The sequence below is a fragment of the Micromonospora sp. LH3U1 genome (assembly GCF_028475105.1).
Classification (GTDB): Bacteria; Actinomycetota; Actinomycetes; order Mycobacteriales; family Micromonosporaceae; genus Micromonospora.
Map to the genome: position 1 here is coordinate 1825850 of NZ_CP116936.1, position 26652 is coordinate 1852501.

Annotated in this window: 24 protein-coding genes, 5 tRNA genes and 1 pseudogene; 19 read left to right on the forward strand and 11 right to left on the reverse strand. The window is 72.9% G+C overall.

Features of this window, described 5'->3' with window-relative positions; genetic code table 11:
- The first annotated feature begins 24 nt into the window (after positions 1-24).
- From PCA76_RS08455 to PCA76_RS08465, 3 genes are all read left to right on the forward strand, one after another.
- Positions 25-97: transfer RNA gene (locus PCA76_RS08455), tRNA-Gly, on the forward strand.
- A gap of 34 nt (positions 98-131) precedes the next feature.
- Positions 132-202: transfer RNA gene (locus PCA76_RS08460), tRNA-Cys, on the forward strand.
- A gap of 13 nt (positions 203-215) precedes the next feature.
- Positions 216-290, forward strand: a tRNA-Val gene (locus PCA76_RS08465).
- Between the two features lie 60 nt (positions 291-350).
- Here PCA76_RS08465 and PCA76_RS08470 read toward each other — a convergent pair.
- Both PCA76_RS08470 and PCA76_RS08475 read right to left on the reverse strand, forming a co-directional pair.
- A complete protein-coding gene (locus tag PCA76_RS08470; protein WP_272619253.1) occupies positions 351-845 on the reverse strand; it encodes a winged helix-turn-helix domain-containing protein in 495 nt (164 codons plus the stop codon).
- Positions 846-938: 93 nt separating this feature from the next.
- Positions 939-1127: a hypothetical protein gene (locus PCA76_RS08475; protein WP_272616506.1), complete on the reverse strand. Its 189-nt coding sequence runs from the start codon at positions 1125-1127 to the stop codon at positions 939-941.
- 93 nt (positions 1128-1220) lie between these two features.
- Here PCA76_RS08475 and PCA76_RS08480 point away from each other — a divergent pair, with 93 nt between their 5' ends.
- Together PCA76_RS08480 and PCA76_RS08485 are read left to right on the forward strand one after the other, a co-directional pair.
- Complete coding sequence (locus PCA76_RS08480) at positions 1221-1802, forward strand: TetR/AcrR family transcriptional regulator (protein ID WP_272616507.1); 582 nt, start codon at positions 1221-1223, stop codon at positions 1800-1802.
- A gap of 73 nt (positions 1803-1875) precedes the next feature.
- Entirely contained in the window at positions 1876-2832 is a 957-nt protein-coding gene (locus PCA76_RS08485; protein WP_272616508.1) for an NADP-dependent oxidoreductase, read from the forward strand.
- 48 nt (positions 2833-2880) lie between these two features.
- Here PCA76_RS08485 and PCA76_RS08490 read toward each other — a convergent pair whose 3' ends face one another.
- Positions 2881-3861, reverse strand: coding sequence for an ArsR/SmtB family transcription factor (locus PCA76_RS08490; RefSeq protein ID WP_272616509.1), 981 nt, complete (start codon positions 3859-3861; stop codon positions 2881-2883).
- A 70-nt stretch (positions 3862-3931) separates the two neighbouring features.
- Here PCA76_RS08490 and PCA76_RS08495 point away from each other — a divergent pair, with 70 nt between their 5' ends.
- Positions 3932-4747 (forward strand): isocitrate lyase/PEP mutase family protein, encoded by an 816-nt coding sequence (locus PCA76_RS08495; protein ID WP_272616510.1) that lies wholly within the window; start codon positions 3932-3934, stop codon positions 4745-4747.
- A gap of 135 nt (positions 4748-4882) precedes the next feature.
- Here PCA76_RS08495 and PCA76_RS08500 read toward each other — a convergent pair whose 3' ends face one another.
- Positions 4883-5125, reverse strand: coding sequence for a DUF6458 family protein (locus tag PCA76_RS08500; RefSeq protein ID WP_272616511.1), 243 nt, complete (start codon positions 5123-5125; stop codon positions 4883-4885).
- 147 nt (positions 5126-5272) lie between these two features.
- On the opposite strand from PCA76_RS08500, the gene PCA76_RS08505 reads away from it, so the two are divergent.
- The 4 genes from PCA76_RS08505 to PCA76_RS08520 all read left to right on the forward strand — a co-directional run bounded on the left by PCA76_RS08505 (position 5273) and on the right by PCA76_RS08520 (position 7279).
- Positions 5273-5345: transfer RNA gene (locus PCA76_RS08505), tRNA-Gly, on the forward strand.
- 48 nt (positions 5346-5393) lie between these two features.
- Positions 5394-5468: transfer RNA gene (locus tag PCA76_RS08510), tRNA-Val, on the forward strand.
- Positions 5469-5562: 94 nt separating this feature from the next.
- The gene (locus PCA76_RS08515) at positions 5563-6210 is read left to right on the forward strand and encodes a TOPRIM nucleotidyl transferase/hydrolase domain-containing protein (protein ID WP_272616512.1); all 648 of its coding nucleotides are present in this window, start codon (positions 5563-5565) and stop codon (positions 6208-6210) included.
- A 76-nt stretch (positions 6211-6286) separates the two neighbouring features.
- Positions 6287-7279 carry an NAD-dependent epimerase/dehydratase family protein gene (locus PCA76_RS08520; protein ID WP_272616513.1) on the forward strand — a complete coding sequence of 331 codons (993 nt, stop codon included), beginning with the start codon at positions 6287-6289 and terminating at the stop codon, positions 7277-7279.
- A gap of 19 nt (positions 7280-7298) precedes the next feature.
- Here the strand turns inward: PCA76_RS08520 and PCA76_RS08525 are convergent.
- Positions 7299-8272, reverse strand: a pseudogene (locus PCA76_RS08525) (Acg family FMN-binding oxidoreductase).
- A 305-nt stretch (positions 8273-8577) separates the two neighbouring features.
- Here PCA76_RS08525 and PCA76_RS08530 point away from each other — a divergent pair.
- Positions 8578-9216 carry a response regulator gene (locus PCA76_RS08530; RefSeq protein ID WP_272616514.1) on the forward strand — a complete coding sequence of 213 codons (639 nt, stop codon included), beginning with the start codon at positions 8578-8580 and terminating at the stop codon, positions 9214-9216.
- Between the two features lie 9 nt (positions 9217-9225).
- Here PCA76_RS08530 and PCA76_RS08535 read toward each other — a convergent pair whose 3' ends face one another.
- Positions 9226-10902 carry a sensor histidine kinase gene (locus tag PCA76_RS08535; protein WP_272619255.1) on the reverse strand — a complete coding sequence of 559 codons (1677 nt, stop codon included), beginning with the start codon at positions 10900-10902 and terminating at the stop codon, positions 9226-9228.
- 97 nt (positions 10903-10999) lie between these two features.
- On the reverse strand, positions 11000-11995 hold the full coding sequence (locus tag PCA76_RS08540; RefSeq protein WP_272616515.1) for an Acg family FMN-binding oxidoreductase: 996 nt from the start codon (positions 11993-11995) through the stop codon (positions 11000-11002).
- Between the two features lie 250 nt (positions 11996-12245).
- Here PCA76_RS08540 and PCA76_RS08545 point away from each other — a divergent pair, with 250 nt between their 5' ends.
- Positions 12246-14591 (forward strand): heavy metal translocating P-type ATPase, encoded by a 2346-nt coding sequence (locus tag PCA76_RS08545; RefSeq protein ID WP_336298053.1) that lies wholly within the window; start codon positions 12246-12248, stop codon positions 14589-14591.
- Between the two features lie 53 nt (positions 14592-14644).
- Here the strand turns inward: PCA76_RS08545 and PCA76_RS08555 are convergent, their stop codons facing one another.
- The 3 genes from PCA76_RS08555 to PCA76_RS08565 form a co-directional block, all read right to left on the reverse strand.
- Positions 14645-15502, reverse strand: coding sequence for a universal stress protein (locus PCA76_RS08555; protein ID WP_272616516.1), 858 nt, complete (start codon positions 15500-15502; stop codon positions 14645-14647).
- A 10-nt stretch (positions 15503-15512) separates the two neighbouring features.
- Positions 15513-17906 (reverse strand): phosphoketolase family protein, encoded by a 2394-nt coding sequence (locus PCA76_RS08560; protein WP_272616517.1) that lies wholly within the window; start codon positions 17904-17906, stop codon positions 15513-15515.
- A gap of 379 nt (positions 17907-18285) precedes the next feature.
- On the reverse strand, positions 18286-19146 hold the full coding sequence (locus PCA76_RS08565) for a universal stress protein (protein ID WP_272616518.1): 861 nt from the start codon (positions 19144-19146) through the stop codon (positions 18286-18288).
- 154 nt (positions 19147-19300) lie between these two features.
- On the opposite strand from PCA76_RS08565, the gene PCA76_RS08570 reads away from it, so the two are divergent.
- From PCA76_RS08570 to PCA76_RS08600, 7 genes are all read left to right on the forward strand, one after another.
- On the forward strand, positions 19301-19537 hold the full coding sequence (locus PCA76_RS08570; RefSeq protein ID WP_272616519.1) for a helix-turn-helix domain-containing protein: 237 nt from the start codon (positions 19301-19303) through the stop codon (positions 19535-19537).
- Positions 19537-20115: a Clp protease N-terminal domain-containing protein gene (locus tag PCA76_RS08575; protein ID WP_272616520.1), complete on the forward strand. Its 579-nt coding sequence runs from the start codon at positions 19537-19539 to the stop codon at positions 20113-20115. Before PCA76_RS08570 ends, PCA76_RS08575 begins: the two co-directional genes overlap by 1 nt.
- Positions 20116-20208: 93 nt before the next feature.
- Positions 20209-21213: a diacylglycerol/lipid kinase family protein gene (locus PCA76_RS08580; protein WP_272616521.1), complete on the forward strand. Its 1005-nt coding sequence runs from the start codon at positions 20209-20211 to the stop codon at positions 21211-21213.
- Positions 21206-22207: a YihY/virulence factor BrkB family protein gene (locus PCA76_RS08585; protein ID WP_272616522.1), complete on the forward strand. Its 1002-nt coding sequence runs from the start codon at positions 21206-21208 to the stop codon at positions 22205-22207. The genes PCA76_RS08580 and PCA76_RS08585 overlap by 8 nt, the downstream gene beginning before the upstream one ends.
- Before the next feature lie 69 nt (positions 22208-22276).
- Positions 22277-23767 (forward strand): phosphatase PAP2 family protein, encoded by a 1491-nt coding sequence (locus tag PCA76_RS08590; RefSeq protein ID WP_272616523.1) that lies wholly within the window; start codon positions 22277-22279, stop codon positions 23765-23767.
- Between the two features lie 7 nt (positions 23768-23774).
- Positions 23775-24578 (forward strand): endonuclease/exonuclease/phosphatase family protein, encoded by an 804-nt coding sequence (locus tag PCA76_RS08595; protein ID WP_272619258.1) that lies wholly within the window; start codon positions 23775-23777, stop codon positions 24576-24578.
- A gap of 87 nt (positions 24579-24665) precedes the next feature.
- On the forward strand, positions 24666-25655 hold the full coding sequence (locus PCA76_RS08600) for a hypothetical protein (RefSeq protein WP_272616524.1): 990 nt from the start codon (positions 24666-24668) through the stop codon (positions 25653-25655).
- A gap of 164 nt (positions 25656-25819) precedes the next feature.
- On the opposite strand, the gene PCA76_RS08605 is transcribed toward PCA76_RS08600, so the two are convergent.
- Positions 25820-26608 carry an alpha/beta fold hydrolase gene (locus PCA76_RS08605; protein WP_272616525.1) on the reverse strand — a complete coding sequence of 263 codons (789 nt, stop codon included), beginning with the start codon at positions 26606-26608 and terminating at the stop codon, positions 25820-25822.
- Positions 26609-26652: the final 44 nt, after the last annotated feature.

The following is a 26652-nucleotide window of genomic DNA, read 5'->3' on the forward strand; positions in this document are numbered from 1 at the left end:
TCACCCGGGAACGTCCGGGGGCGTGCGGACGTAGCGCAGCTGGTAGCGCATCACCTTGCCAAGGTGAGGGTCGCGGGTTCGAATCCCGTCGTCCGCTCGGAGCTGCCGCCACGTATGACGGGGGCAACCTCGGTGGGGTGGCCGAGAGGCGAGGCAACGGCCTGCAAAGCCGTCTACGCGGGTTCAAATCCCGTCCCCACCTCGGCAACAAGCACGGGCGATTGGCGCAGTGGGAGCGCGCTTCCTTGACACGGAAGAGGTCACTGGTTCAAACCCAGTATCGCCCACCAGCACGAAACGGCTCGTTACCGGAAGACCGGTGACGAGCCGTTTTGCGTACGGTGCGGGCCTCAGTCGACGCTGAGCCGGTAGCCGATCCCGCGTACGGTGTGCACGCGCACCTCGTCACCGGTGGCACGCAGTTTGCGGCGCAACCGCTTCACGGCCGAGTGCAGAACCGCCGTGTCGCCGAGGTACGCGCAGCCCCAGACCGACTCGAAGAGCCTCTCGTACGTCCAGACTCCGAGCGGTGCGGTGGCGAGGTGCGTGAGCAGGTCCCGCTCCAGTCGGGTCAGCGGCAGCGGTTGTCCGCGCCAGGTCACCAGATGGTCGAGCGGGTCGATCGTGAGGTTGCCGAGGCTGATGTGACCGGCCGCGTTGGCGGCGGCTGGAGCGGCGGCGGCTGCGGTTGGATCCGGGGCGGGGGCGGTCGCGGGGGTGGCAAGCGGGGCCGGTGCGCCGATCAGGGGCGGGCCGATCATGGCTTGCAGTTCGGCGAGGTTGGTGCAGATCACCAGCGTGCCGAGGCCGTTGAGGCGTCGGACCATCCGCTCGCGCACCGACATGTCGGCGCTCACGCAGAACACGAGGGACACGTCGTCGACCACTGCTCTCCTTTGCTGCCGCCAGTGAAAGACAACGCTGTCTGACTCCCATAGTCAATGGTTTCCGTCAGGCGGCGACTCCCCTGCGGGTTGGTTCAGAGGGTCAACACCCGTGGTTTCGGTGATGTGCAGGCCGGGTGGCGTGGGAACCGCCGCAGCCTCCCTGATCGCCACGGTCATGATCGGCAGACGGGCGACCTCGCCGGCGCCGCTGACCGCCCACCACGCCATGATCTGGCTCATAATGCGGGTCTCACCTGGGGAAATGGGGCGCTCCGGGTGCCTGTGATGGGCGGTACTTTGTCGAGCGTTCCAGATAGGGGGTAGCGTTCAGGTATGGCACGTACCCGTGAGTTCGACCTCGACGCCGCGGTCACCGCTGCCATGGAGGTGTTCCGGACCAAGGGCTACGAGGGCACCTCCATGCGCGACCTCGCGGAGGCGACCGGCTTGGGCAGCGGCTCGATCTACGCCGCCTTCGGCAGCAAGGACGGCCTCTACCTGGCGGTGCTCGACCTGTACCGGCAGCGTTACGCCGCACCGATGGTCGATCTGCTGCGCTCGGGCAACGACGCGCGAGCGGTCATCCGTGAGGTGTTCATCGGCACGGTGGACGACATCACCGGCGACGGCCAGCACCTCTCCTGCCTCATCGTCGGCGCGTCGATGGAACGGGCACACCAGGACGTGCGGGTCGCCGAGCGGCTCCGCTCGACCACCCAGTCCCTGGAGCTGGCGCTCTACGACCTCCTCGCGGAGGCGCAGTTGCGGGGCCAGATCACCTCGGACCGCAGCGCCAGCGACCTGGCCGGCTTCCTGGTGACCAGCCTTCAGGGTCTGCGGGTGATGGGTGCCATCAACCCGGACCGACCGGCGCTGACGCGCTACGCCGAGGTCGCGCTCACCTGCCTGGACTGAGCACGCGCCGGCCTTCTGTTCCACATCGAGTGGCCACTGGTCTGGCCTGGCCCCGAATCACGAGGAGTCGAGAATGAGAGCGGTCGGACTGCTGCGCTACGGCGGCCCGGAGGTGTTGCGGGTGGTCGAGCTTCCGACGCCGCACGCTGGCGCCGGCGAGGTCCGCATCCGCGTACGCGCGGCGGGGGTCAACCCCGCGGACACCCTGATCCGGGCCGGTATGACGCCGGTGCGGATCCGCGGGGCCGGGCCACTCCTACCCGGTCAGGACGTCGCCGGCACGATCGACGAGGTCGGTCCCGGCACCAGCGGTGCTCTCGCGCCGGGCGACCCGGTGATGGCCATGATCAACCCGACCCGGGAAGCCGGAGGCGGGTACGCCGAATGGGTCGTGCTTCCGGAGTCCTGGGTGGCGCCCACACCTGCCGGCGTGTCCTTCGCCGAGGCGGCCACCCTGCCGTTGAACGGGCTGACCGCCCTGCACGCGCTGGACCAGCTACGGCTGTCGCCCGGCAGCACCCTCGCCGTGACCGGTGCGGCCGGCGCCGTCGGCGGGTACGCCGTACAGCTCGCCAAAGCCGCCGGTCACCGGGTGCTGGCCGACGCGGCGCCCGGTGACGTCGACCTGGTCGCCGCGCTCGGGGCTGACGTGACGGTGACCCGAGGCCCGGGTGTCGCCGACCGCTTTCGAGAGCACGCCCCGGACGGCGTGGATGCCGCTGTCGACACCGCGCTGATCGGCGGCGCGCTGCTGCCGGCGGTCCGCGACGGTGGTGCCGTCGCGCTGCTACGCGGTGGCCCCGACCCGGTGCTGCTGGCCCAGGCTGACCAACGGGGGATCGCCATGGTGGCCGCGTACGTGCACGAGTACGACGGGCGCCGCGACAAACTCGACCTGCTCCGACAGTTCGCCGAGGAGGGTGCGTTGACCCTTCGTGTCGCCGGCCGGTTCCCGTCGGAGGAGGCGGCCCGCGCGCACCAACTCCTGGAGGCCGGTGGGGTGCGCGGCCGGCTGGTCATCGATTTCTGATTCCGTCGACGGCACCACCGGAGCACGCTGACCCACCCGCGTGTGCCGCTACCCGGTCGCGGAGAGCAGCGCCTCGGCGAGGTCGGTGCGGGCGCTGAGCAGCGTCCGGCCCCGCCGGTGGGTCACCACCAGGCCGGCCGCGCGTAATGCGGTGAGGTGTTGGGAGACCCCGGCGGGCGACATGTCGCTACGCCGGGCCAGCTCGGTGGTGCTGACCGGCGAGGTCAGTTCGGTGAGCAGTCGGGCCCGCCCGCGACCGATCACGGCGGCCAGTGCTTCCGGGACGCCGTTCGGGCGTTCCCAGAGGGTGCCGAGCCCACGGGCGGGATAGGCGAGCTGCGGCGCGTCCCCTGCGGACACGCTCGCCACCGACGGCCACACGAAGACGGACGGGACCAGCACCAGGCCCGGGCCGCCCGTGACGTCCGGCGCCAGGCAGTGCCGCTGCGCGACGCGCAGGGTGTCGTCCTCCCACCGGACCTGCTGGTGCAGGTCGTTGAGGAGCACCGCCGCGCCGTCCTCGGCGAGGACGCGGGCGCGGGCGGTGATGTCCGCGTCGAGCAGCAGCCGCAGCCGTGGCCAGTGCGGGGCCAGGGCGATCCGCCAGTACGCCGCGATCTCCTCGGTCAGCCGGCGCAGCCCGCCCGGCGGGTCGGCGTACAGGGCCGTGAGCGCTGGCCTTCGGTCGCCCGGGTACAGGTCCAGATGCGTGCGGACGGTGTCGGCCGGGGTGGCGCGAAGTGCGGCCAGTTCGGTTGCCAGGTCCGGGATGAGGCCGGCGGGCGGCGGGGTGAGGAAGTCGGCCAGGTAGCCGGGCCGGGTCGGCACCAGTTGCCAGAGCAGCCCGCCGTCCTGGCCGACCAACCCCGCCTCGACCAGCGGTGGACGGACCCGGCGTACCCAGGGCAGGTGGACGGCGTGGTCCCCGGGGTCGCGTAGCACCCGGACGCTCGCGGCGACCTCCCACAGGCAGGAGACGGCGAACCGAATGCGGGCGACCGCCCCCGCTGACAAGCTGATGGCGACCACGGCACCCCCGGTGGATTCAGCTGGGACTGAAACATTACTGCGGCGGCGGTGGCCGATCGAGACTTGCCGGGTGAGCGAACAACACACCCGAGCTGAACTGTTCCGATCCCTGCACACCCCCGGGTCGCCGCTGGTCCTGGTCAACGCCTGGGATGCCGCGAGCGCCCGCATCGTGGCGGCCGCTGGCGCCCGCGCGGTGGCCACCACCAGCGCCGGCGTCGCCTGGAGCCTGGGTGCGCCCGACGGCGACGTCCTCGGCCGCGACGCGGCCGTCGACCTGGTCGGCCGGGTCACCGCCTCGGTGTCGCTGCCGGTCACCGCGGACATCGAGTCCGGGTACGGGGCGACACCGGCGGAGGTCGGCGTGACCACCCGCGCGATGCTCGACGCCGGTGCCGTCGGCGTGAACGTCGAGGACGCCCGACATGAGGCCGGCCCGCCGTTGCGCGATGTGCCCGACCAGTGTGCCCGGATCGGCGCGGTGCGGGCCGCGGCCGACGCGGCGGGCGTGCCGCTCTACGTCAACGCCCGGATCGACACATACCTCAGCGGCGCCGGGGACCTCGACGAGACCGTGGCCCGGGCCGCTGCCTATCTCGCGGCCGGCGCAGACGGCATTTTCGTGCCCGGGGTGGTCGACCCGGTGACCATCCGCGCGCTGGTGCAGGCGGTGCCGGCGCCGCTGAACGTGCTCGCCGGGCCGGGCGCGCCGACGGTGGGGGAGCTGGCCCGGCTGGGGGTGGCCCGGGTGAGCCTCGGCTCGTCGGTCGCGGAGGCCGCGTACACGGTTGCCCGCCGGGCGGCGGATGAGGCGCTCGGCGCGGGCACGTACGGCGCGCTGGCGGACGCCCTCGACTACGGCACGCTCAACGCGCTGATGCGGTGAGGGCTGCGCCGCGCCCGGAGGCGGTGCCTCCTGCGGCGCGGGGGCACGGGTGCGACGAGCCGGCCGCCTTCATCGGGGCGGCCGGCTCGGCATCGGGTGATCCGCCGGCTCCGCCAGCGCTCGAGAGTGGTCCTGTCACAGCGGCGGGGCGATGTCCCGCCGCTCCTCGACCTGGCGGTACTCCACCGGCTGCTCGGTGGTGGTGACCACGGAGCGGCGGCGACCCCAGATCAGCGTGGTCATGATCAGGCCGAGTACGCCGGCACCCATCAGGATCCAGCCGACCACGTCGAGGTTGATGCCGCCGACGCTCGCGTCCAGCGCGAAGGTGAGGATCGCGCCGAGCGCGATCAGGAAGATGCTGGTGCCGATACCCACGACAGCCTCCTTAAGGGGGTGTGGTGTGCTGTCGAGGCATTCATTACCCCGGCGCGGGCCAGCGCAACCGCCGCCGCCCAGGGTGCCGCGCCAAGCGATCTTGGCGTCGGGTAGAGTTCACCTGTCGCCGACGCTTGTCGGGGACGTGCGGACGTAGCGCAGCTGGTAGCGCATCACCTTGCCAAGGTGAGGGTCGCGGGTTCGAATCCCGTCGTCCGCTCGCGATTCACCCCGACGGGGCTCGGCCGCCGGTTCGGGCGGTCACCACGGGCGATTGGCGCAGTGGGAGCGCGCTTCCTTGACACGGAAGAGGTCACTGGTTCAAACCCAGTATCGCCCACCAGAGCAGAACGGCTCGTTACCGGATACCCGGTGACGAGCCGTTTCCGTTCACAATCCGATGGCGGTCCTCATCGGAGGTTGCGAGACTCTGACCTGTGCGAGAGCCGGACCGTTTCCGCAACTCGGTGCGCGCGTGGGCGGCCGGCGGTGCGGACGCCGCGGCAGCCGCCACAGTGGCCCGGGGGTTGGCCGGGGACCTGCGCACGGTCGTGCTCGTCGAGGGGTTCAGCGACCAGTGCGCGGTGGAGGCGCTGGCCGAGCGGCGTGACCGCGACCTGGCCGGCGAGGGCGTGTGCGTCGTGCCCATCGGCGGCGCGATGGGCGTCGCCCGGTACCTGCGGCTTTTCGGTGCGCAGGGGCTGGCGCTGACCGTACGAGGGCTCTGCGACGAGGCCGAGGAGGGCTTCTTCCGACGCGGACTGGAACAGGCCGGCTTCGGCGGCGACCTGACCCGCTCGGCGATGGAAGCGCTGGGCTTCCACGTGTGCGTGACCGACCTGGAGGACGAGCTGATCCGTGCGCTCGGCAGCGACGGTGTCGAGCAGGTCATCGACGCCGAGCGCGATCTGGCCAGGTTCCGGACCTTCCAGAACCAACCCGCGCAGCGCGGGCGGACGATCGAGCGGCAACTGCGCCGCTTCATGGGCACGATGAGCGGCCGCAAGGCCCGGTACGCTCGCGCGCTCGTGCGCGCCCTCGACCCGAGCACCATTCCACGGCCGCTGGATCAGCTGCTCACCTGACGCTTCTGCCACGGGCAGATCCGCTCCCGGCGAACAGGGGTGCCGTCCGTGAACCCGCGCCGGCAGGGTGGAGCGCATGAGACTGCTGGTGCTGGGCGGTACGGGTTTCGTGGGCGGTGCGACGGTCACCGAGGCTGTGCGTCGCGGCTGGTCGGTGACGGTGTTCAACCGCGGGTTGCACGGCACGGTGCCTCCCGGCGTACACCGGTTGCGGGGTGACCGCACCGCGTCGGACGGCCTGGCGGCCCTGGCGGGCGGCGAGTGGGATGTGGTGGTGGACACCTGGGACGGTGCGCCGCGCGCTGCCCGGGACGCCGCCCGCACCCTCACCGACGCGGTCGGGCACTACGTGTACGTGTCGAGCGGTTCGGTCTACAGCGACCCGGCCGCACTCGGGCTGAACGAGGACTCCCCGGTGGTGGACGCCGACCCGGACTCCGTCGACGGCGACTACCCGCAGCTCAAGTCCGGTGCCGAGCGCGCCGTGCGGGAGGTCTTCGGTCGCCGCGCGCTGGTCGCCCGTGCCGGACTGATCCTTGGCCCGGGGGAGGACATCGGCCGGCTGCCCTGGTGGCTACGGAGGGTGGAGCGGGGCGGCGACGTGCTCGCCCCCGGGCCAGCCGACCTGCCGGTGCAGTACATCGACGTACGCGACCTGGCGGGGTGGATGCTGGACGCGGGCGCCCGACGGCTGGGCGGCACCTTCAACGCGATCGGTCGTCCCGGGCAGACCACGATGGGCGAGCTGCTCGGCGCGTGTGTGGCTGCCACCGGAGCCGAGGCCCGGCTGCGCTGGACCGATCCGGCGCCGATCCTCGCCGCCGGTGTGGAGCCCTGGAGCGACCTGCCGATCTGGCTGCCGATCGGTCACCCGTACCGGGGGTTGCTGGAGCGGGACGTGACCCGCGCCTTCGCCGCCGGGCTGACCTGCCGGCCGGTGGCAGAGACAGTTGACGACACCTGGCGGTGGCTACGCGAGGTCGGTCCGGTCCCGCCCCGCGCGGGGCGACCGCAGCGCAGCTCGATCGGGCTGGACCCGGCCCGAGAGGCCGCCGTGCTCGCCGGCTGACCGCGCCCGCCGTCTGAGTTCAGGCCGGCACCACCGGCAGGTCCAGCACCTCCTCGACGCGGCGGCGGGGGGTCGGTCGGCCCGGCTGGCCGTACCCGATCCGCAGCACCATCTGCGGCGTGCCGAACCGTCCCAGCGACAGTCGCAGCTGCTCGCGGGCAGTGGGCACCTCGATCGGCTGGGAGAGCATCGACACGCTGAGCCCGGCGTCGGTGGCGGTGAGCAGCAGCCGCTGCAGGGCCTGCCCGGCAATCACCTGGTCCACGGCGGTGTTGCCGACCGAGCCCAGCACACCCACCAGGGGCTCCGGCTCGAAGTCCCGGCCCGGGGCCCGGTCCAGCCCGCCGAAGCCACGCGTCGGCAGCACATCCTGCGGCTCGCTCTGCGGCCCCCGGCCGAGGTGGGCACGCCGTCCGGCGCGGGCTCCCGGCGCAGCCACTGCTCGCGCTCGGTCCGGTACGCGGGGTCCCGCTCCAGCACCCGATGGGCGCTGCGGGCGATCTCACCGAACGCGGCAACCGCGCTCACCCCGATCAGCAGCTCCAACCAGCACTGCTCGGCGCGGGCCGCCTCGCCGAGACGCCACCGGGCGTCGGCCGGCACCGGGTCCGGCCAGAACGGCATGCGGTTGCTGAACCGGCGGGGGATGGCCGCGTACAGGCTCTGCTCGGCGGGGGAGGGTCGGCGCGGGATGTCCGGCACCAGCCGGGCCAGCAGGTCCGGCTCGGCGGGGTCGGGGCGCAGCCGCACCTGGGCCGGGACACCGGCCACGGCCAGTGCCACCCGCAGGTTGAACAACGCGGCGCCGCAGGCGATCCGGACACCCCACCCGCTCGGGTCGGTCGCCGGCAGCCGGCGGGTCGGGTCGGCCAGCACCTCGATGCCGCCGTCGCGCAGCCGCAGCCGCCACGGTTGGGTGTTGTGCAACGACGGTGCCCGGATGGCGTCCACGGCGGCGGCCCGCAGGTGGGCCGCGGTGTACCCGATGTCCATGGCGGTGCTCCTCTCCCGGTGCCCGGCGGCGGGGTGGTGCCACTCCGTCCGGTGAACCTTCATGGTCGGTCCGACGGGCGGCCGCCGAGCAGGGCCGGACGTCCCGACCCGCCGGGCCCGACCGCCCCCTGAACAACGCGCCGATCTTGCAGTTTCGGTCGCCGAGATGCGTGGAATGTCCCCTAGGCCGAGGCAGCAAGTGCAAGATCGCGGAAGGGGGCAGGGTGGACCGACGTCGGGGAGGGGTTTTGGGTCGGGACCTTTGGCCCGTGCGGCGGGGCACGGGAACCGGGTAGAAACGAAGGATGATCCGCGTGTTCCTCCTCGACGACCACGAAGTCGTCCGCCGTGGCCTGGCCGACCTGTTGCAGAGCAGCGGCGACATCGAGGTGGTCGGCGAGTCCGGCTCCGCGCAGGAGGCGGCCCGCCGCATCCCGGCGTTGCGGCCCGACGTGGCGATCCTCGACGCACGGCTGCCCGACGGCAACGGCATCGACGTGTGCCGCGACGTCCGCGCCGTCGACTCGTCCATCAAGGGCCTGATCCTCACGTCGTACGAGGACGACGAGGCACTGTTCGCGGCGATCATGGCGGGTGCCGCCGGGTACGTGCTCAAGCAGATCCGTGGCACCGACCTGGTCGACGCGGTGCGCCGGGTGGCGGCCGGGCAGTCCCTGCTCGACCCGGCGATCACCGCCCGGGTGCTGGAACGTATCCGCAACGGCGTCGAGCAGCCCCGCGAGCTGAAGTCGCTCACCGAGCAGGAACGGCGGATCCTGGAGTACGTGGCGGAGGGGCTGACCAACCGGGAGATCGCCGGGCGGATGTTCCTGGCGGAGAAGACGGTGAAGAACTACGTCTCCAGCGTGTTGGCCAAGCTGGGTCTGGAGCGCCGCACGCAGGCCGCCGTCCTGGCCACCCGCCTGCTCGGCAAGACCCCCTGACCCGAGCGGTCAGTCGCGCAGCGGCACGGCCCAGCGCAGCTCGGTGCCGTGCGCCTCGACGGGGCTGATCGTGAAGGTGCCGCCGAGGCGGTCGGCGCGTTCGCGCAGGTTGACCAGACCACCCCGGGCGGCGGCCGGGTCGCAGCCCACCCCGTCGTCGGTGACCGTCACGCTCACACAGCCGGCGTCGAGGCGTACGGCGACGTCGACGCGGGTGCACTGCGCGTGGCGGACCACGTTCGACAGCGCCTCGCGCAGCACGGCGGTGAGGTCCGGGCGGATGGTGTCCGGGACGGCGCTGTCCACCGGGCCGGTCACCTCCAGGTGCGGCTTGAAGCCCAGTGACTCCGCGGCCACCTCGATCGCCTCACGGATCTCGGTGCGCAGCGCGGCGGTCATCGGCGTACGCAGCTCGAAGATGGTCCGGCGGATGTCGCGGATGGTGGCGTCCAGGTCGTCGACGGCCGCGTTGATCCGCTTGGCCACCTCCGGGCGGGTCACCATCGGTGCGGCGCTCTGCAGTTGCAGGCCGGTGGCGAAGAGCCGCTGAATCACCACGTCGTGCAGGTCGCGGGCGATGCGCTCGCGGTCCTCCAGGACCACCAGCAACTCCCGTTCCTCCTGGCCGCGCGCCCGTTCCATGGCCAGCGCCGCCTGCCCGGCGAAGCTGCCCAGCAGTGCCACATCCTCCTCGCTGGCAGCACCGCCGCGCTCCGGCCGGTGTGCCACGATCAGCACGCCGTGCAGGGTCTCGGCGGTGCCGAGTGGCGAGATCATCGCCGGGCCGGTGTGCAGCAGCGACGGCCATGGCGCGGCGTGCGCCAGATCGTCGACCTGGTCGTGCCGGCCCTCGGCTACCGCCGCGCCGAAGCTGGTGTCGGCGGCGGGCAGGACCGCGCCGACCAACGCCCGGGCCTGCTCGTCGGCGCCGTCGGCCACCTCGACGGTGAACTGCTCGTCCTCGGTGTCGTAGAGCAGCACCAGCGCCAGCTCGGCCTCCGACACCTCCCGGGCGCGGCGGGCGACCAACGCCAACGCGTCGGTACGGCGTACCTCGCCGAGCAGCACCGTGGTGATCTCGGCGGTGGCGGCGAGCCAGCGTTCCCGTCGGTGCGCCAGGGCGTACAGGCGGGCGTTCTCGATGGCCACGCCGGCGGCGGCGGCGAGCGCGACGACGATCTCCTCGTCGTCATCGGTGAACTGCGCGCCGCCCTGCTTCTCGGCCAGGTAGAGGTTGCCGAACACCTGCTCCCGGATGAGCACCGGCACGCCCAGGAAACTGTGCATGGGCGGGTGGTTGGCTGGGAAGCCGTAGGAGAGCGGGTGCTGGGTGATGTCCGGCATCCGCAGCGGCCGTGGGTCGTCGATGAGCAGGCCGAGCACGCCCCGCCCGTGCGGCAGGTCGCCGATCTGCTCGTGCTGCTCTCCGGTGATGCCGTGCACGATGAAGTCGTGCAGCAGCCGGTCCGGGCCGACCACGCCCAGCGCGCCGTACCGGGCGCCGACCAGCTCGCAGGCCGCCTGCACGATGCGCTGCAGGGTGGTGCGCAGATCCAGGTTGGTGCCGATGCCGACCACCGCGTCGAGCAGGGCGCGCAGCCGCTCCCGGCTGGTGACCACCTCGCCGACCCGGACCAGCATCTCCTGCAGCAGCTCGTCGAGGCGCACCCGCGACAGGGGGCTCAGCCCGAGCGACGGGGTCGCTGGCGATTCCCGAGGGGGTTGCGGCGCGTTGCTGGTCACCGGGCGATGGTAGCGCCGGTGACCTTCTGAGCCAGAACCGTCATCCCTGCTCGCCGCGGACCGCCGACGTGTCGACCACCTGCGCCGTGGCCAGCCGCGGGGTGTGCGGCGGACCCGCATGCGTCGGGTCCGCGATGCCCAACCGCAACGCAATGTACGGGAAGCCGATCCCGGAGAGCATCTGACGCAAGGTCTGCCGGGTGCCCGGCACCTCCACCACCGCGCTGAGCGGCACCACGGACACGCCAAGCCGAGTGGCGGTCAGCCAACCGGCGGAGAGCGCCTCGCCGGCGCGCAGCCAGCTGTCCCGCTCGTCCTCGTCGCCGTGCAGCATCGCGTACACCGCCATGCGGTCGTGGCCGGGACCCACCGGGAGGCTGCCGGGGCGGCCGAAGTCGCGGCCCGGCACGGTGGTCTGCGCAGGCTGCTCGGGCAGCACCTCGGCGGGCAGGCCGGTGCCCTCACCGGCCCGGCTGGTCCAGTACGCCAGCTCGGCGCGCAGCTCCGGATCCTCGGCCTCGACCGTGTCGGCGTGCCCGGCGGTGGCGGCCAGCTCCAACATCTCGTCGCGGTCGAGGATCTGCAACCGACAACCCTCGGCGGTGACCGCCCGGGTGATCTCCTCGATCGCGGTGGTCGGCACCGGCTCGTCGCTGACCGGCCGCCGGTCGGTGTGCCGGATCTGCATGCACTGCACCATGCGCATGGCGTCCGGGTCGGCCGTGGTGTGGGTCAGGTCGGTCAGCCGGGCCAGCAGCTCGGTGTCGCCCGGGTCGGGCAGCCGCTCCACCACGGCGCGCCACCCCTCGGCCGCCAGCGCCAGTCGGGCGTGGTGCAGGGCGGTGCCGCAACTGATCGCGAGCAGCCGGCCCTCCGGGTCGGTGGCGGCGAGCTGCCGGTCGGCGACCGAGCGCAGCTCCAGCGCGTCGGGCAGCACCCGCCAACGCCACGGCTGGGTGTTGTGCACCGAGGGGGCGTGGCCGGCGGTGGCGGCGGCCTCCGCCAGCGCGGTGGTCAGCTGACTTTCCTGACTCATGGTCACGACCTTTCCGTCTCTGCTCATCGTGCCTCACGACGCGGTGCTGCACCGGGTTGCCGCCCCATCCTGTGGCATCCGGTGCCGTCGCGCAGGGGTCGCAGGTCCCGACCCCGCCGGGTCGTTACGCCCACCGCCCCGACCCGCCGCCCTTCCGGGCATCGTGCGGTCCGCCGCAGATGGTTGCCGCTTGGCTGGCGAAATGCCTCGTGTCCGGCCGGTGGCGGCCCAGTGCTGCGACGATGCGCAGGTGAGGGCGGAGTCGACCGAGTGTGTGCCGGAGCAGCCGGCCCGCCGCCGTACCCGCCGCTGGTGGGCGTGGGCGCCGCTGGTCGGTCTCACCGCCGCGGTGCTGGCGGGTGCGGTGCTGCGGATCGCCGGCCGGGCCGGCGCGGCCGACCTGATCTGGGCGGCCGTCACGGTGGTCGCGCTGCTGCCCGCCGTCTGGTCGATGTTGCGGGCGTTCTGGCACCGGCACTTCGGCGTGGACGTGATCGCCGTGCTCGCCCTGGCCGGCGCGCTCGGGGTCGGGGAGTACCTGGCCGGGGCGGTGATCGCGGTGATGGTGGCGACCGGACGGTCCTTGGAGGCGTACGCGCAGCGCCGGGCCACCCGCGACCTGCGGGCCCTGCTGGAGCGCGCTCCGCGTACCGCGCGTCGGCGTGGGCCTGACGGCGCGATCGAGGTGGTGCCGCTGGACCAGGTGGCGGTGGAGGACCGGTTACTGGTTGGCCCGGGGGACGTCGTGCCGGTCGACGGGACCGTCGACGACGCGGCCACCCTGGACGAGTCGGTGGTGACCGGGGAGTCGCGGCTGGTCCAGCGGACGGCCGGTGAGGCGGTGGCCAGCGGCGTGGTCAACGCCGGAGCCGGGTTCGGCATGCGGGCGACGAAGAGCGCGGCGCAGAGCACCTACGCCGGAATCGTCCGGCTGGCCGAGGAGGCCACCGCCCACAAGGCCCCGATGGTCCGGTTGGCGGACCGGTACGCCGCCGCGTTCGTGCCGTTCACGCTGGTTCTGGCCGGGTTGGCGTGGCTGCTCTCCGGCGACGTGGTCCGGGCGGTGTCGGTGCTGGTGGTGGCCACCCCCTGCCCGCTGCTGCTGGCCACCCCGATCGCGATCGTGTCCGGGCTGTCCCGGGTGGCAAGGCGGGGTGTGCTGGTCCGCGACGGTGGTGCGCTGGAGCTGCTCGGGCGCGCCCGTACCCTGCTGGTGGACAAGACCGGCACGCTCACCGCCGGGCGCCCCCGCGCCGCCGAGACGGTGGTCGCCCCGGGCGGAGACCGGGACGAGGTGCTGCGGCTGGCCGCCTCGGTCGAGCAGCTCTCCCCACACGTGCTGGCCACCGCGCTGGTCCGGCAGGCCCGCGAGCGAGGGCTGGCGCTGACCGAGCCGACCGGGGTCACCGAGGAGCCGGGCCGGGGGGTCAGCGGTCGGGTCGACGGGCGACTGATCCAGGTCGGCCAGTTCACCGGCGAGTTGCCCGACTGGGCGGACCGGACGCGGGCCCGCACCGAGCTGGCGGGCTGGTCCACGGTGTGGGTCAGCGACGACGACGGCCCGCTCGGCGCGATCCTGCTGGAGGACCCGGTGCGCCCCGACGCCCGCCGAACCGTACGCCGGCTGCGCGCGGCGGGGCTGCGGCGCATCGTGATGGTCACCGGTGACCGGCCGGCCACCGCCGCTCAGGTCGCCGAGGCGGTCGGCGTGGACGACGTACTCGCCCGCTGCACGCCGCAGGAGAAGGTGAACCGGGTACGGGCCGAAGCCGACCGGGCGGTCACCGTGATGGTCGGCGACGGGGTGAACGACGCACCGGCACTGGCTCAGGCGCACGTGGGCGTGGCGATGGGCGCGACGGGCGCGAGCGCGTCGGCGGACGTGGCCGACGCGGTGCTCACGGTGGACCGGCTGGACCGGCTCGCCGACGCGGTGGAGATCGCCCGGTACGCCCGGCGCATCGCCGTGCAGAGCGCCACCGTCGGGATGGGGCTGGCGGTGCTGGCGATGTTCGCGGCGGCGGCCGGGCGGCTGCCCCCGGTCGCTGGCGCGTTCCTGCAGGAGGGCATCGACGTGCTGGTCATCCTCAACGCGTTGCGGGCACTCGGCGGTGGGTTGCGCCGTCGTGACGTCCCACCGCGCACCCGGGAGCTGCTCGCCCGCTCCGCCGGGGAGCACCAGGCGGTACGCGACGTTCTGGCCGGGCTGCGCGACACCGCCGACCTCGTCGCCACCGATCCGGCCTCGCCGAGGTGCCTGCCGGCGGTACGGGAGACGCACCGCCGGTTGACCGACCAGGTGTTGCCGCACGAGGCCGCCGAGGAGCGGGAGCTCTACCCCGCGCTGGCGTCCCCGCTGGGCAGCGGTGAAGCGACCTCGACGATGAGTCGGGCGCACGTGGAAATCCGCCGCCAGGTCGACCTGCTCGGTGCCCAGCTCGCGCAGACCGAGGATGGTCGGCTACGCCCGGACCAGATCCCCGACCTGCTGGCCACCCTCTACGGGTTGGACGCCGTGCTCCGCCTGCACCTGGCTCAGGAAGAGGAGGAGTTCTTCTCCCTCGACCCGTCCGACTCGGCACCCGCGCGGCGGTGACCCCTGGCCCGGGGGGCCGTACCCGCTGGTACGGCGCCCCCGGCCAGCGGACGTCAGCGTTCCCGGACCACTGCGACCGGGCAGTGGGCGTGCTGGATCAGCTGCTGGCTGACCGAGCCGAGCAGCATCCCGGCCAGCCCGCCCCGGCCCCGGCTGCCGACCACCACCAGCCGCGCGTCGCGGCTCGCTTCGATCAGCATCGCCGCCGGGCTGGTCGGGACCAGGTCGACGGCGATGGTCAGCTCGGCGAACGTCCGCCGCCACGGTTCCAGCGCCTGCTCCACCGCAGCCCGTTCATCGGGCACCCCGGCCTCGGCGTTGGGGCCCGGTGTCCACGCGTGCAGGACGCGTAGCGGCACCTGCCGCTGCGCTGCCCGTTCGGCCGCGAAGCCGAGCGCTACCAGCGACGGTTCCGAGCCGTCAACGCCGACCGCCACCGGGCCGGCCGACGCGTCGGCCGGGGCGCGGCCGGCCCCGTCGCGGACCACCACGACCGGGCAGTGTGCGTGCGCGGCGACCGATACCGCCGTCGACCCGGCCAGCAGGCCACCGAATCCGCCGTGGCCCCGGCTGCCGAGCACCAGCACCCCGGCCTCGGCCGAGCGTTCCTGCAACACCAGGGCTGGCGGCCCGTCGTACACCTGGCCGGTGATTGTCAGCCCGGGGTGCGCGGCGGTGGCGTCCGTCGCGGCCTTGCGGACCAGGTCCTCGACCTGCCGGCGGGCGGTGTCGTCCGGCCAGACCCCGGGCGCCACGCCCGGGCCGACCCAGCCGGCCACGGTCAGCCATTCGAAGACGTACGCCAGCCGCACGGGTTGGCCGCTGTGCCGAGCTTCCTCCAGCGCCCAGTCCAAGGCCACGGACGCGTCGGTGGAGCCGTCGTAGCCGACCAGGATCTCCGCATCGCGCACGTTGTCCTCCTCAGGGATTGGTGGGGTCGGTTTCGCGGACCCAGCGCCACTCGGCGACCTGGGGGTCGTCCTCGCCGTACTCGCGGGTGTAGTCGCGGGCCGCCTGTCGGGCGTCGACCATCTGCTGACGCAGGTGCGCGGCGCGCGCGCCCAGCCCGGGCACCCGGTCGATGACGTCGATGACCAGGTGGAAGCGGTCCAGGTCGTTGAGCATCACCATGTCGAACGGGGTGGTGGTGGTCCCCTCCTCCTTGTAGCCGCGCACGTGCAGGTTCTCGTGGTTGGTACGTCGGTAGGTGAGGCGGTGGATCAGCCACGGGTAGCCGTGGTACGCGAAGATGATCGGCCGGTCCGGGGTGAAGATGGTGTCGAACTCCTTGTCCGGCAGGCCGTGCGGGTGTTCGGTGTCCGGCTGGAGCCGCATCAGGTCGACCACGTTGACCAACCGGACCTTCAGCTCCGGCAGGTGCTGGCGCAGCAGTTCGGCGGCGGCCAGCGTCTCCAGGGTGGGCACGTCCCCGCAGCAGGCGAGCACCACGTCCGGCTCGCTGCCGCCGTCGTTGCTGGCCCACTCCCAGATCCCCAGGCCACGCCGGGTGTGCTGGATCGCCTCGGTCATGGTCAGCCAGTTCGGTGAGGGCTGCTTGCCGGCCACCACCACGTTGATGTAGTGCCGGCTGCGCAGGCAGTGGTCCATCGTGGCGAGCAGGGTGTTGGCGTCCGGTGGCAGGTAGACCCGCACCACCTCGGCCTTCTTGTTGACCACGTGGTCGATGAAGCCCGGGTCCTGGTGGGAGAAGCCGTTGTGGTCCTGGCGCCAGACGTGGCTGGAGAGCAGGTAGTTCAGCGAGGCGAGTGGCTGACGCCAGGGGATGGCCCGGGTCACCTTCAGCCACTTGGCGTGCTGGTTGAGCATCGAGTCGACGATGTGGATGAACGCCTCGTAGCTGGTGAACACGCCGTGCCGGCCGGTCAGGAGATAGCCCTCCAGCCAGCCCTGACACAGGTGCTCGGAGAGCACCTCCATCACCCGGCCGTCGGGGGAGAGGTGGTCGTCGTCGGGCACCGTGGCGGCCACCCACGCCCGGTCGGTCACCTCGAAGGCGGCGCCCAGCCGGTTGGAGGCGACCTCGTCGGGGCCGAACAGTCGGAACGTCTGCGGGTTGGCGCTGATGACGTCGCGGATCCATGGGCCGAGCACCCCGGTCGCGCCGGCCATCGGCGTGCCCGGTTCGGGGACCTCCACGGCGTAGTCGCGGAAGTCGGGCAGGTCCAGGTCGCGCAGCACCAGGCCGCCGTTGGTGACCGGGTTGGCGCTCATCCGCCGGTCGCCGTGCGGCGGAAGCGTCCGCAACTCGTCCACCGGTGCGCCGGTGGCGTCGAACAGCTCCTCCGGCCCGTAGCTACGCAGCCACTGCTCCAGCTCGGCCAGGTGCGCCGGGTTGTCGCGTACCCCCGACAAGGGCACCTGGTGGGCGCGGTAGGTGCCCTCGACCTGGGTGCCGTCGACCTCGCGCGGGCCGGTCCAGCCCTTCGGCGTCCGCAGGATGATCATCGGCCAGCGGGGACGCTCGACGACACCCCCGGAGCGGGCTCGCCGCTGGATCTCGGCGATCTCGTCCAACGCGCGGTCCATCGTCGCGGCGAGGGTCCGATGTACCTGGGCGGGGTCGTCGCCGGCCACCACGTACGGCTGGTAGCCCGATCCGCGCATGAGGTCGAGCAGGTCGGTCTCGGGGATCCGGGCCAGCACGGTCGGGTTGGCGATCTTGTAGCCGTTGAGGTGCAGGATGGGCAGCACCACGCCGTCGCGGGCCGGGTTGAGGAACACGTTGGAGAGCCAACTGCCGGCCAGCGGCCCGGTCTCCGCCTCGCCGTCGCCGATCACGCAGGCCACCACGAGGTCCGGGTTGTCGAACGCGGCCCCGTAGGCGTGGCTCAGGGCGTACCCCAGCTCGCCGCCCTCGTGGATCGAACCCGGCACGTCCGCCGCGACATGGCTGGGGATGCCGCCCGGGAACGAGAACTGCCGGAACAGCTTGGACATCCCGGCCTCGTCGCGCGCCACGTCGTGGTAACGCTCCGACCAGGTGCCCTCCAGCCAGGTGTTGGCCACGATGGCCGGGCCTCCGTGCCCGGGGCCGGTGACCAGCATGGCGTTGAGGTCGCGCGCCACGATCACCCGGTTGAGGTGCGCGTAGATCAGGTTGAGCCCGGGACTGGTGCCCCAGTGACCGAGCAGCCGCGGCTTGATGTCGTCGACGGTCAGCGGCTCCCGCAGCAGCGGGTTGCCCAGCAGGTAGATCTGCCCGACGGTGAGGTAGTTCGCGGCGCGCCAGTAGGCGTCCAGCCGACGCAGCTCGTCTTCGGTCAGGGGACTGTGCAGGTCAACAGCGGGGTCCATGCTGCGTAAGCCTCTCGCGAAATCGGGGACGTCGCATCCGGTGTCCCGGGCTTTCCCGGCCACGTCCAGCTTCGTCGCCTTCGGGAGGATGGATCAGGGCCGTTGGTCCCCACTGGTGAGGAATGCATGCCCCGTTCGGCGCGATGGAGGCCAGTCCGCGAACGACGATGGACGAGGCCGGGGAGTGATCGAGCAGCGAGGCTCGCGTCCGACGAACCAAGCGCGGTCACGACCAGCGCCCCCGGGGGTGTGTCCATCCGGCCCCACCTCCCCGCGCCGCCACGTCTTCCTGACCGAGGGTAGTCGCGTCGGTGCGCTGGCGGGGTCGGATCGGCGGTGCGTGAAGGCCGCCGGGAACCCGGTTCCGCTCCGCTCCGGGTCAGGTCCGTCGGTTCCGCGCCGGGCGGGTGTCGGGCCCGGTCAGCGGCATCTCGGCCAGGCCGCGGACGACGACCACCGGGGCTGGGGAGTGGTAGAGCAGGGACTGGGCGACGGCACCCAGCATGGCTCGGCCTGGCTCGTCGCCGCGGGCGGCGACCAGTGCCACCTGCGCTGAGCGGGACATGTCGACGAGCACCTGACCGGGATCGCCGCGGACGACGCGGCATTCGGTGGGCACCGCGCTGTTGCGGCTGGTGTGCTGGGCCAGCGCCTCGCTGAGCTGCTCGGTGACCGCGTCGGTGTCCTCGTCGAACTCCACCACCCGCAGTGCCAGCAGTCGGGCGTCCCTGCGGGCGGCGCACTGCACGGCCCACTGCAGAGCGAGGTGTGAGCTGGGCGAGCCGTCCACCCCGACCAGCACCGGGCCCTGTGGCGGCGGCTCGCGGCGGACCACCAGCAGAGGGCAGCCGGACCGCGCGGCCAGCTGCACGGCCGGCGTCTCGGCCGGCACGCACTGCCCACTGCCGGCCATTCCGCTGTCGCCGACGGCGAGCAGGAAGGCCGCCTCGGACCGGCGGATGAGGGTGGGCAGCAGGGCGCTCTCGACGATCTCGCCGCGTACGGTGAGCCCTGGCTCGGTCTGGTGGGCGAGTTGGGCCGCCTGGGTGATCAGTTGTTCGGCCCGGTCGCGGGGTGCGGCGACGGTGTCCGCGGCGAAGGCCGCGTGCCAGTCGAAGGTGTGCAGCAGGTGCAGTGGCCGGTCGTTCCCGGCGGCCTCCTGCGCGGCCTGTTCGACGACCGGAAAGTCGAGATCCGACCCGAGGCCGACCAGCACCTCCGCGTCGGCGGATGCCGCCATCCGATATCACCTCCCGGGCGTCGCGCCCGGCACGACCAAGCTGTCCCTGACCGAGGGTAGTCCGATGGGCGTGGTGGCGGGCCGGTTCGGGCGGCGCCCCACCGCTCGTCAACTGACGTTGACAGGACTGGCCCTGTCAACGTATGTTGACGGCATGAGTCAGGCGACAGAACTCGCGGCGGCAGCCGGCAGCACCGACCCCCGGGTCGGGCTGCGCGCCGTCCGCGCGCTGCGCCGGCTGCTCGAGCGACTTGAGGTGGTCCAGGTCGACAACGCCCGTCGACAGGGCTGGTCCTGGCAGGACATCGCCGACGCGCTCGAGGTCAGCCGGCAGGCGGTGCACAAGAAGCACGCCGGGCGACCGGCGGTCAACTCATCCTGGGAGGCGTGATGTTCGAACGGTTCACCGACCGGGCGCGCGACGTGGTGCGACGGGCGCTGGAGGAGGCGCGGGTTGAGGGCCAACGGCCGGTCGGCACCGAGCACCTGCTGCTCGCCCTGCTCGCCGACGACGCCGGTCTGGCCAGCCGGGTGCTCAGCGACGTCGGGGTGCGCGCCGACGACCTGCGCGAGCGGGTCCGGCGGCACACCACCAGCGGCGGCGCCGGTCTCGGCGACGCGGACGCGGCGGCCCTGCGGGAGATCGGCATCGACCTGGCCGCGATCGTGGCCCGCATCGAGCAGTCCTTCGGCCCAGACGCGCTGCGCGAGGCCGTGCCGGCACCGCGCCGCCGCTGGGGGCGTAGGCGGTACCTCGGCGGGCCGTTCTCACCCCGGTCCAAGAAGGCGCTGGAACTGTCGCTGCGCGAGGCCCTGCGCCTGCGCCACCGCCACATCGGCACCGAGCACATCCTGCTCGGGGTGCTCCGAGAGGGGCACGGGCTGGGCGCGTTGGTGCTCACCGAGTCCGGGGTCGACCTCGACGACCTGCGCCGGCGGGTGGAGACCGCGCTACGCGCGGCGGCCTGACGGGTGCGACCGTGTTGAAACCTGTCTGTGGCACTTCCGACGCTGGCCGCTCGCCGGGTCGCTGAAGCCGTCCGAGTGCTGCACACTGGCGCCGTGGATGCTGGACACGACAGGCGGCCCGCGGGCGGCGACGGCGGGCTGCGCTCCGCCGTGGTGGTCAACCCGGTGAAGGTCGACGATCTCGACGAGCTGCGCCGCACGGTCAACGACGCCCTCAGCGTCGCCGGCTGGCCCGAGCCGCAGTGGTATGAGACGACCGTCGACGACCCGGGCCGCGGTCAGACCGAGCAGGCCGTCAAGGCCGGCGTGGACCTGGTCTTCGCCTGCGGCGGCGACGGCACCGTGATGTCCTGCGTCAGCGGGCTGGTCGGCACCGACGTGGCCCTCGCCGTGCTGCCGCAGGGCACCGGCAACCTGCTCGCCGCCAACCTGGGGCTCTCCACCGACCTGGCCGCCGGTCTGCAGGTCGCCATCGAACGGGGCCGACGGCTGCTCGACGTCGGCGCCGTCGAGGACCAGTACTTCACCGTGATGGCCGGCATGGGCTTCGACGCCCAGATGCTCGAGGCCACCTCCGAGACCACCAAGGCCCGCATCGGCTGGCCGGCGTACGTGATGGGCGCCGCCCGCCACCTGCGGGACCGGCCGATGCGGGTGCAGATCCGCATCGACGACCGCCCGCCGGTGCGCCGCCGAGCCCGCTCGGTCCTGATCGCCAACGTCGGCCGCCTCCAGGGCGGCGTGCACCTGCTCACCGAGGCCGAACCGGACGACGGCTGGCTCGACGTCGCCGTGCTCACCCCACGCAACCTGCGGCACTGGCTCGCGCTCGGCTGGGCCGTGCTCCGCCGCAGCGGCCAGGTGCCACAGTTGGAGGTGTTCCGGGGCCGACGCGTGGTGGTCACCAGCAACCGAGCTCAACCCCGGGAGCTGGACGGCGACCTCATCTCCCCGGGCCGCCAGCTGGAGGCGGAAGTCCGCCCTCAGGCGCTCTGGCTCTGCGTCCCTCAGCCCGAGGACGCCCGCGACCTGGCCGACGATGCGCGAAGCGCCGGAGAGCGGGGCGAGCAGCTGATCGAGGAAGCGCGCCGTGAGTAGCACCCGCATCGTGCCAGAGACCCGGCTGATGGCCGACGAGGAGCTGTCCGCCGACGACGCCTGGCACACACTGCGCCGTCAGGGCGGCTGGCACCTGTTGCGCGACGCCTTCATCCGCTTTCGCTACGGCGACGGGTTCAGCCACTCCCGCGCCTTCGGGCTGCAACTCTGCCTCGCAGTGGTGCCGTTCCTGATCGCCCTCACCGGCCTGATCAGCGAGCTGGGCGTCGAGGAGGGCGGCCAGGTGGTCGCCGACACCGTCCTGGCGGTCACCCCCGGGCAGAGCGCGCAGATGGTCGGCGAGTTGCTCGGCGAGGGCGAACGCGTCGAGGACGCCGGGGAGTTGGCACTCACCCTCGGCCTGCTCACCGGTCTGTTCGCGCTGACCACCACGATGGCCCAGATCGAGCGGGGCGCCAACCGCATCTACGGTGTCGAGCGGGACCGCCCCGCGCTGCGGAAATATCTCCGCGCGGCCGTGCTGGCCGTCACCGCCGGCCTGCCCGCGCTCGCCGGCTTCCTGATCCTGGTCGGCGGCGGCGCGATCGGCGCCTCGGTACGCGAGCACAACGAGTGGGGTGCGCTCGCCAACGGGATCTGGGACGTGGTCCGCTTCCCGCTGAGCCTCGGGCTGACCGTCGTCGCCGTCGCCGTGCTGTTCCGGCACGCGCCACGCCGCAACCAGCCCGGCCTCTCCTGGCTGTTCTTCGGCGCCGGCATCGCCACGGCCCTGTGGTGGCTGGCCAGTCTGCTGCTCGCCGCCTACGTGCGCTTCAGCGACGATTTTGGGCAGACCTACGGCGCGTTGACCGGCATGATGGCGCTGCTGCTCTGGGCCAACCTGACCGGGATGGCGCTCTTCGGTGGGCTGTCGTTCGCCGCCCAGCTGGAGGCGGTGCGCATCGGCGTGCGGGAGCCCGCCCAACCGGACCTCTGGAAGCCCGACACCGACCGCGCCGAGCTACTCGACACCGGGGACATGACGGCGCTCTAGGCGCCCCTTGGTGTATGCGCCGCGCGGATCGGGTAAAACGCCTCGCCAGACAGACAAGGGAGGTGCGGGGTGACCGCGGTCAAAGAGGTGGCACGGCGTCCGATCGGTCATTTCGCCGAGCGGAGCGTCGCTGGTCTGGTGGCCGTCACCGGCGCGGGGGTGGCGTTCGGGCTGCTGTTGCTGCTCGTCCGGGTGCGGTGGGGCCTCCTGGAGGACGCCGACCACGCCGCCGCCGAGTGGTTCAACGGGCTCGTCGCCCCGCACCATGCACTCGTCACCGTCCTTGAGGCGGTGACCGACCTGGGCGGCCGGCCGATCCTCATCTGGTTGGTCACCATCGCCGTGGTCGGGCTGCTGATCCGGCGCCAGCCACGACTCGCCGTCTACCTGATCATCACCGGGGTCGGCGGCCTGATCCTCGACCCGTCACTGAAGACGCTGGTCGGCCGGCTCCGCCCGGTCGTGGACGTGCCGATCGCCAGCGCCCCGGGCAACAGCTTCCCGAGCGGGCACGCACTCGGCTCGTTCGTCGCGTACGGGGCTCTGCTGCTGGTGTTCCTGCCGGCGATGGCGCCCCGCTGGCGCAAGCCGGCGATCGTCGGCGTCGGCGTGCTGGTGGCGCTGATCGGCCTGACCCGGATCGCGCTGGGCGTGCACTACGTCTCGGACGTGCTGGCCGGCTGGCTGCTCGGCGCCGCCTGGCTGGGCATCACCGCGTACGCCTTCCGCCTGTGGCGGCGCGAGCGGGGGCGCCCGGTGCCGCCGCTGACCGAGGGCCTGGAGCCGGAGGCCGGGCACGACATCGCTCCCGCCCCGGCGGAGGAGCACGTGTTGGCCCACCCTCGCTCGGCGGTGGCCGAGCTGCTGGTCGGCTGGGTGCTCGTGTTCGGGGCGCTGTACGGCTTCGGCACGTACGTCAGCTACCACGCCAAGGGCACCTTCTTCGACACCCTCGACACCGAGGTGCCGCGCTGGTTCGCCGAGCGGCACACCGAGGCGCTGACCGAGGTGAGCTGGTGGTGGAGCAAGTTCGGTGACACCCACGCGATCCTGATCATCTCGCTGGTGTTCTGCCCGCTGGTGCTGGCGGTGTGGCGGCGCTGGCGGCCGGTGCTCTTCGTGGCGCTGGCGATGGTGGGTGAGCTGACCCTCTTCCTCGCCTCGGCCCGGGCCGTCGACCGGCCACGCCCGGCGGTGGAGAATCTCGACGGGCAGATGCCCACCTCGTCGTTCCCGTCGGGGCACATCGCGGCCACGATCTGCGTGTGGCTGGCGATCACCGTCATCGTGTTTCCGCGTACCGACCGGTGGTGGCGTTGGATCTTCGTGGCGCTGGCCGTGATCATGCCGGTCGGGGTGGCCACCTCCCGCATGTACCGGGGGATGCACCACCCGACCGACTTCATGGGCGCGATCCTGCTCTCCGCGCTCTGGATCGGGCTGCTCTACCTCGTCATCCGCCCGAACGCCGACCTGAAGGAAGGCAACCAGCCGGCCATCGAGTCGGAGGACGTGGACACCCTCGACGATGAGCTGGCGCGGGCCGGCCGAGCCGACTGAGCGCGCTGTGCTGCGGGTGATGACCTGGAACATCCGTACCGGCGGTCGGGATCGCGGCGGCCCTGACCGGCTGGATCAGGTGGTCCAGGTCGTCAACGAGCAGGCGCCGGACGTGCTGGCCCTCCAGGAGCTACGCGGCTTCGACCGAGGTGGGCTCATGGCCGAGGTGGCGGGTCGGGTGGGGATGACTCCCCACCTGGCCCGGTCCTGCTTCGGGCAGCCGGTGGCGGTGCTGGTCCGGCCGCCGTACCGGGTGATCGACGCGGGGACGCTGCGCCGCCCGTTCCACCACGCCGCCGCCCGCGTCGTGGTGGCCACCCCGGCAGGCCCGTTCACGGTGCTCGGCACCCACCTCTACCCGTACTCCGGGGGACGGCGGCGACTGGAGGTCGACTGGCTGGTCGCCGCGACGCGACGCGCCGAGGGACCGCTCACGCTGGTCACCGGTGACCTCAACTCGCTCGACCCGACCGTCGACCACACCGCACAGTTGGCGGGCATGCCGGCCCTCTACCGGCGACGACACCTGCGCCGGGGCGGCGACGCCGTGGACACCCGCGCGATCGCCCGGTTGCTCGGCGCCGGCCTGGTCGACCTCTGGCCGTCGGTCAACGTCAGAGCACCGGAGGCCGACGGACTCACCGTGCCCACCCGGCTCGGCGGGGCCGAGTTCGCCGGGATGCGGCTGGACTACCTGCTCGGCACCCGCGCGTTGGCGGAGCGGGTCCGCGACTGCCGGGTGATCCGGGGCGGAACGGCGGACACAGCCTCCGACCACTATCCGCTGCTCGCCACCGTCGACCTTCCCTGAAGGAAGGGCTCCCACTCAACGCCTGGCGTTGTCGCCGGGTGCGACCGGCACCCCGAGACGTGGCGCGGGACGGTTACCGTGCCCACCGTGACCGAGCGTCCCACCGTCCGCTCTCTGCCCGGGCCTCCGGCCGCGCCAACGGTGGCGCGTCCGCCCATCGGCCCGCCGGCCACGAACACTGTGGAGCCCGCCGCCGTCGCGCTCCCGCTCGTCGCGGCCGTCGCGCGAGGTGTGGCGCTGGTCGTGGTGCTGCCGGTACGCCTGCTCTGGGAGTTGATCGCGGCTGCCGGCCGGCTGCTGCACCGGTGGCTGCTCAGCCCGGTTGGCCGGTTCCTGCGCCGTTGGCTGCTGATCCCGTTGGCCTGGGCCCTGCACCGGCTGGTCTGGTTCCCGCTGGTCTGGTGCGCCCGCAACCTGCTCTGGCTCCCGTTGACCTGGGCGGCCCGCACCCTCGTCTGGCTCCCACTGGTCTGGCTTGGTGCCGCGCTGGTCGCGTTGGCGTCGACGGTGGGGCGGTCGGCTCGGAGGCTGCTCTGGGAGCCACTGGTCCGGTTGGCCCGCAAGGTGCTGCGTCCGTCTCTCCTCGGTCTGGGCCGCGTGCTGGCCTGGATCGCCGACCACGTGTTCCTGCGGCCGCTGCGGTGGTTGGGCGCGGCGCTCACGCCCGCCGGCCGCCTGCTGTGGCGGGGTGTCGTCGTGGTCGCCGGGGCGCTGAGTGCCACGCTCATCGGGCTGGTTCGGGGGGTCTGGTGGGTCGTCGTGGGGTTCGGCCGGCTCGTCGCCGCCGCGGTGCTCGCTGCGTGGGAGGCGGCCGGTTGGGTGCTGCGGCTGCTCTACCGACTGTTGCTGCGCCCGATCGGGCGAGGGCTGAGCTGGTCGTGGCGGCACACCGTGCTGCCGTTGGTGCGGGGTGTCCGGTGGGTCTGGTCCGTGACGGTCGTGCCGGTGGCGCATGGCGTCCGGGCAGCCTGGCGGGCCACCGTTGCGCCTGCGGCCCGCTGGTTCCGCCGTTCGGTGCTCGACCCGGCCCGGCTGGCCTCCCGGGAGGTGCTCAACGCCCTGGGCGTGCGCCGCTGACCGGCCGCCGGGCCGGGCCTGACGATCGGGCTGGGCGGCTCACAGCACCAGGTTGAGGAGGACGGTGAGCACCACCGAGGCGAGGATCGAGAAGAGGATCATCAGGAGGCAGCCGATGCCACCGCCGAGCGGGCGGATCTCCGTGTTGCCAAAGCGCATGGGGTTCACCTGTCCGTGAGTGCGGGATGGGGGGCGAGCAGGTGGCGGATCGCGTCCGCCACCACCGTCGGATCGGTCGTTGCCACGTTGTGCGGTGCACCGGGAACGACCACGAGGTTGGCGTCCGGCACCAGCTGGGTCGCCTCGTTCCGCCACCGTGGCGGCACGATCGGGTCGCGTCCGCCGGTCAGGACCAGGGTCGGCGCGGCAATCTCGACCAGGTCCGCCTCGATCGCGTTGTGGACCGAGTGCGACAGCGTCGCGAAGACCCGCCACGGCCGGGCGTTCCAGATGTCCCGCGCCAGGACGGGCGCCTGCAGCGGTGCCTCGCGGACGTTGTCCACCAGCCAACGGCCGAACAGGGCGCGACGGGTCCGCGCGGCCGGGTCGCTGGTCGGCCCGGCCAGCACCAGCGCGCGTACCGCATCCGGGTGGGTTGCGGCGACCGAGGCGGCGACCTCGGCGCCGAACGAGTGCCCCAGCAGACAGACCGGCGGCATTCGGTACGCGGACAGCCAGGCGGCCAGGTGATCGGCGTGCCTGCGCACGTCGTACGCGCCCCGGGGGCGTTCGGTCAGCCCGAAGCCGGGCAGGTCCGGTACGTACACCGGATGGGTGGTGGAGAGCGCGACGGCCAGCGGGGTGAGGTAACGGTGCGAGACCGCCAGGCCGTGCACCAGCACCACGGGCGGCGCCCCGGTCCCCGGGTCCGCACTGCGCCGGGTGTGGGTGCGTAGTCCGTCGACGAGCTGCCACTCGCTGGTCAGTCCGGCGGTCGGTCGGGGCGCGGCCATCGCGAGCCGCAGCTCCGCCAACCCGAATCGGCCGGCGCGAGTGA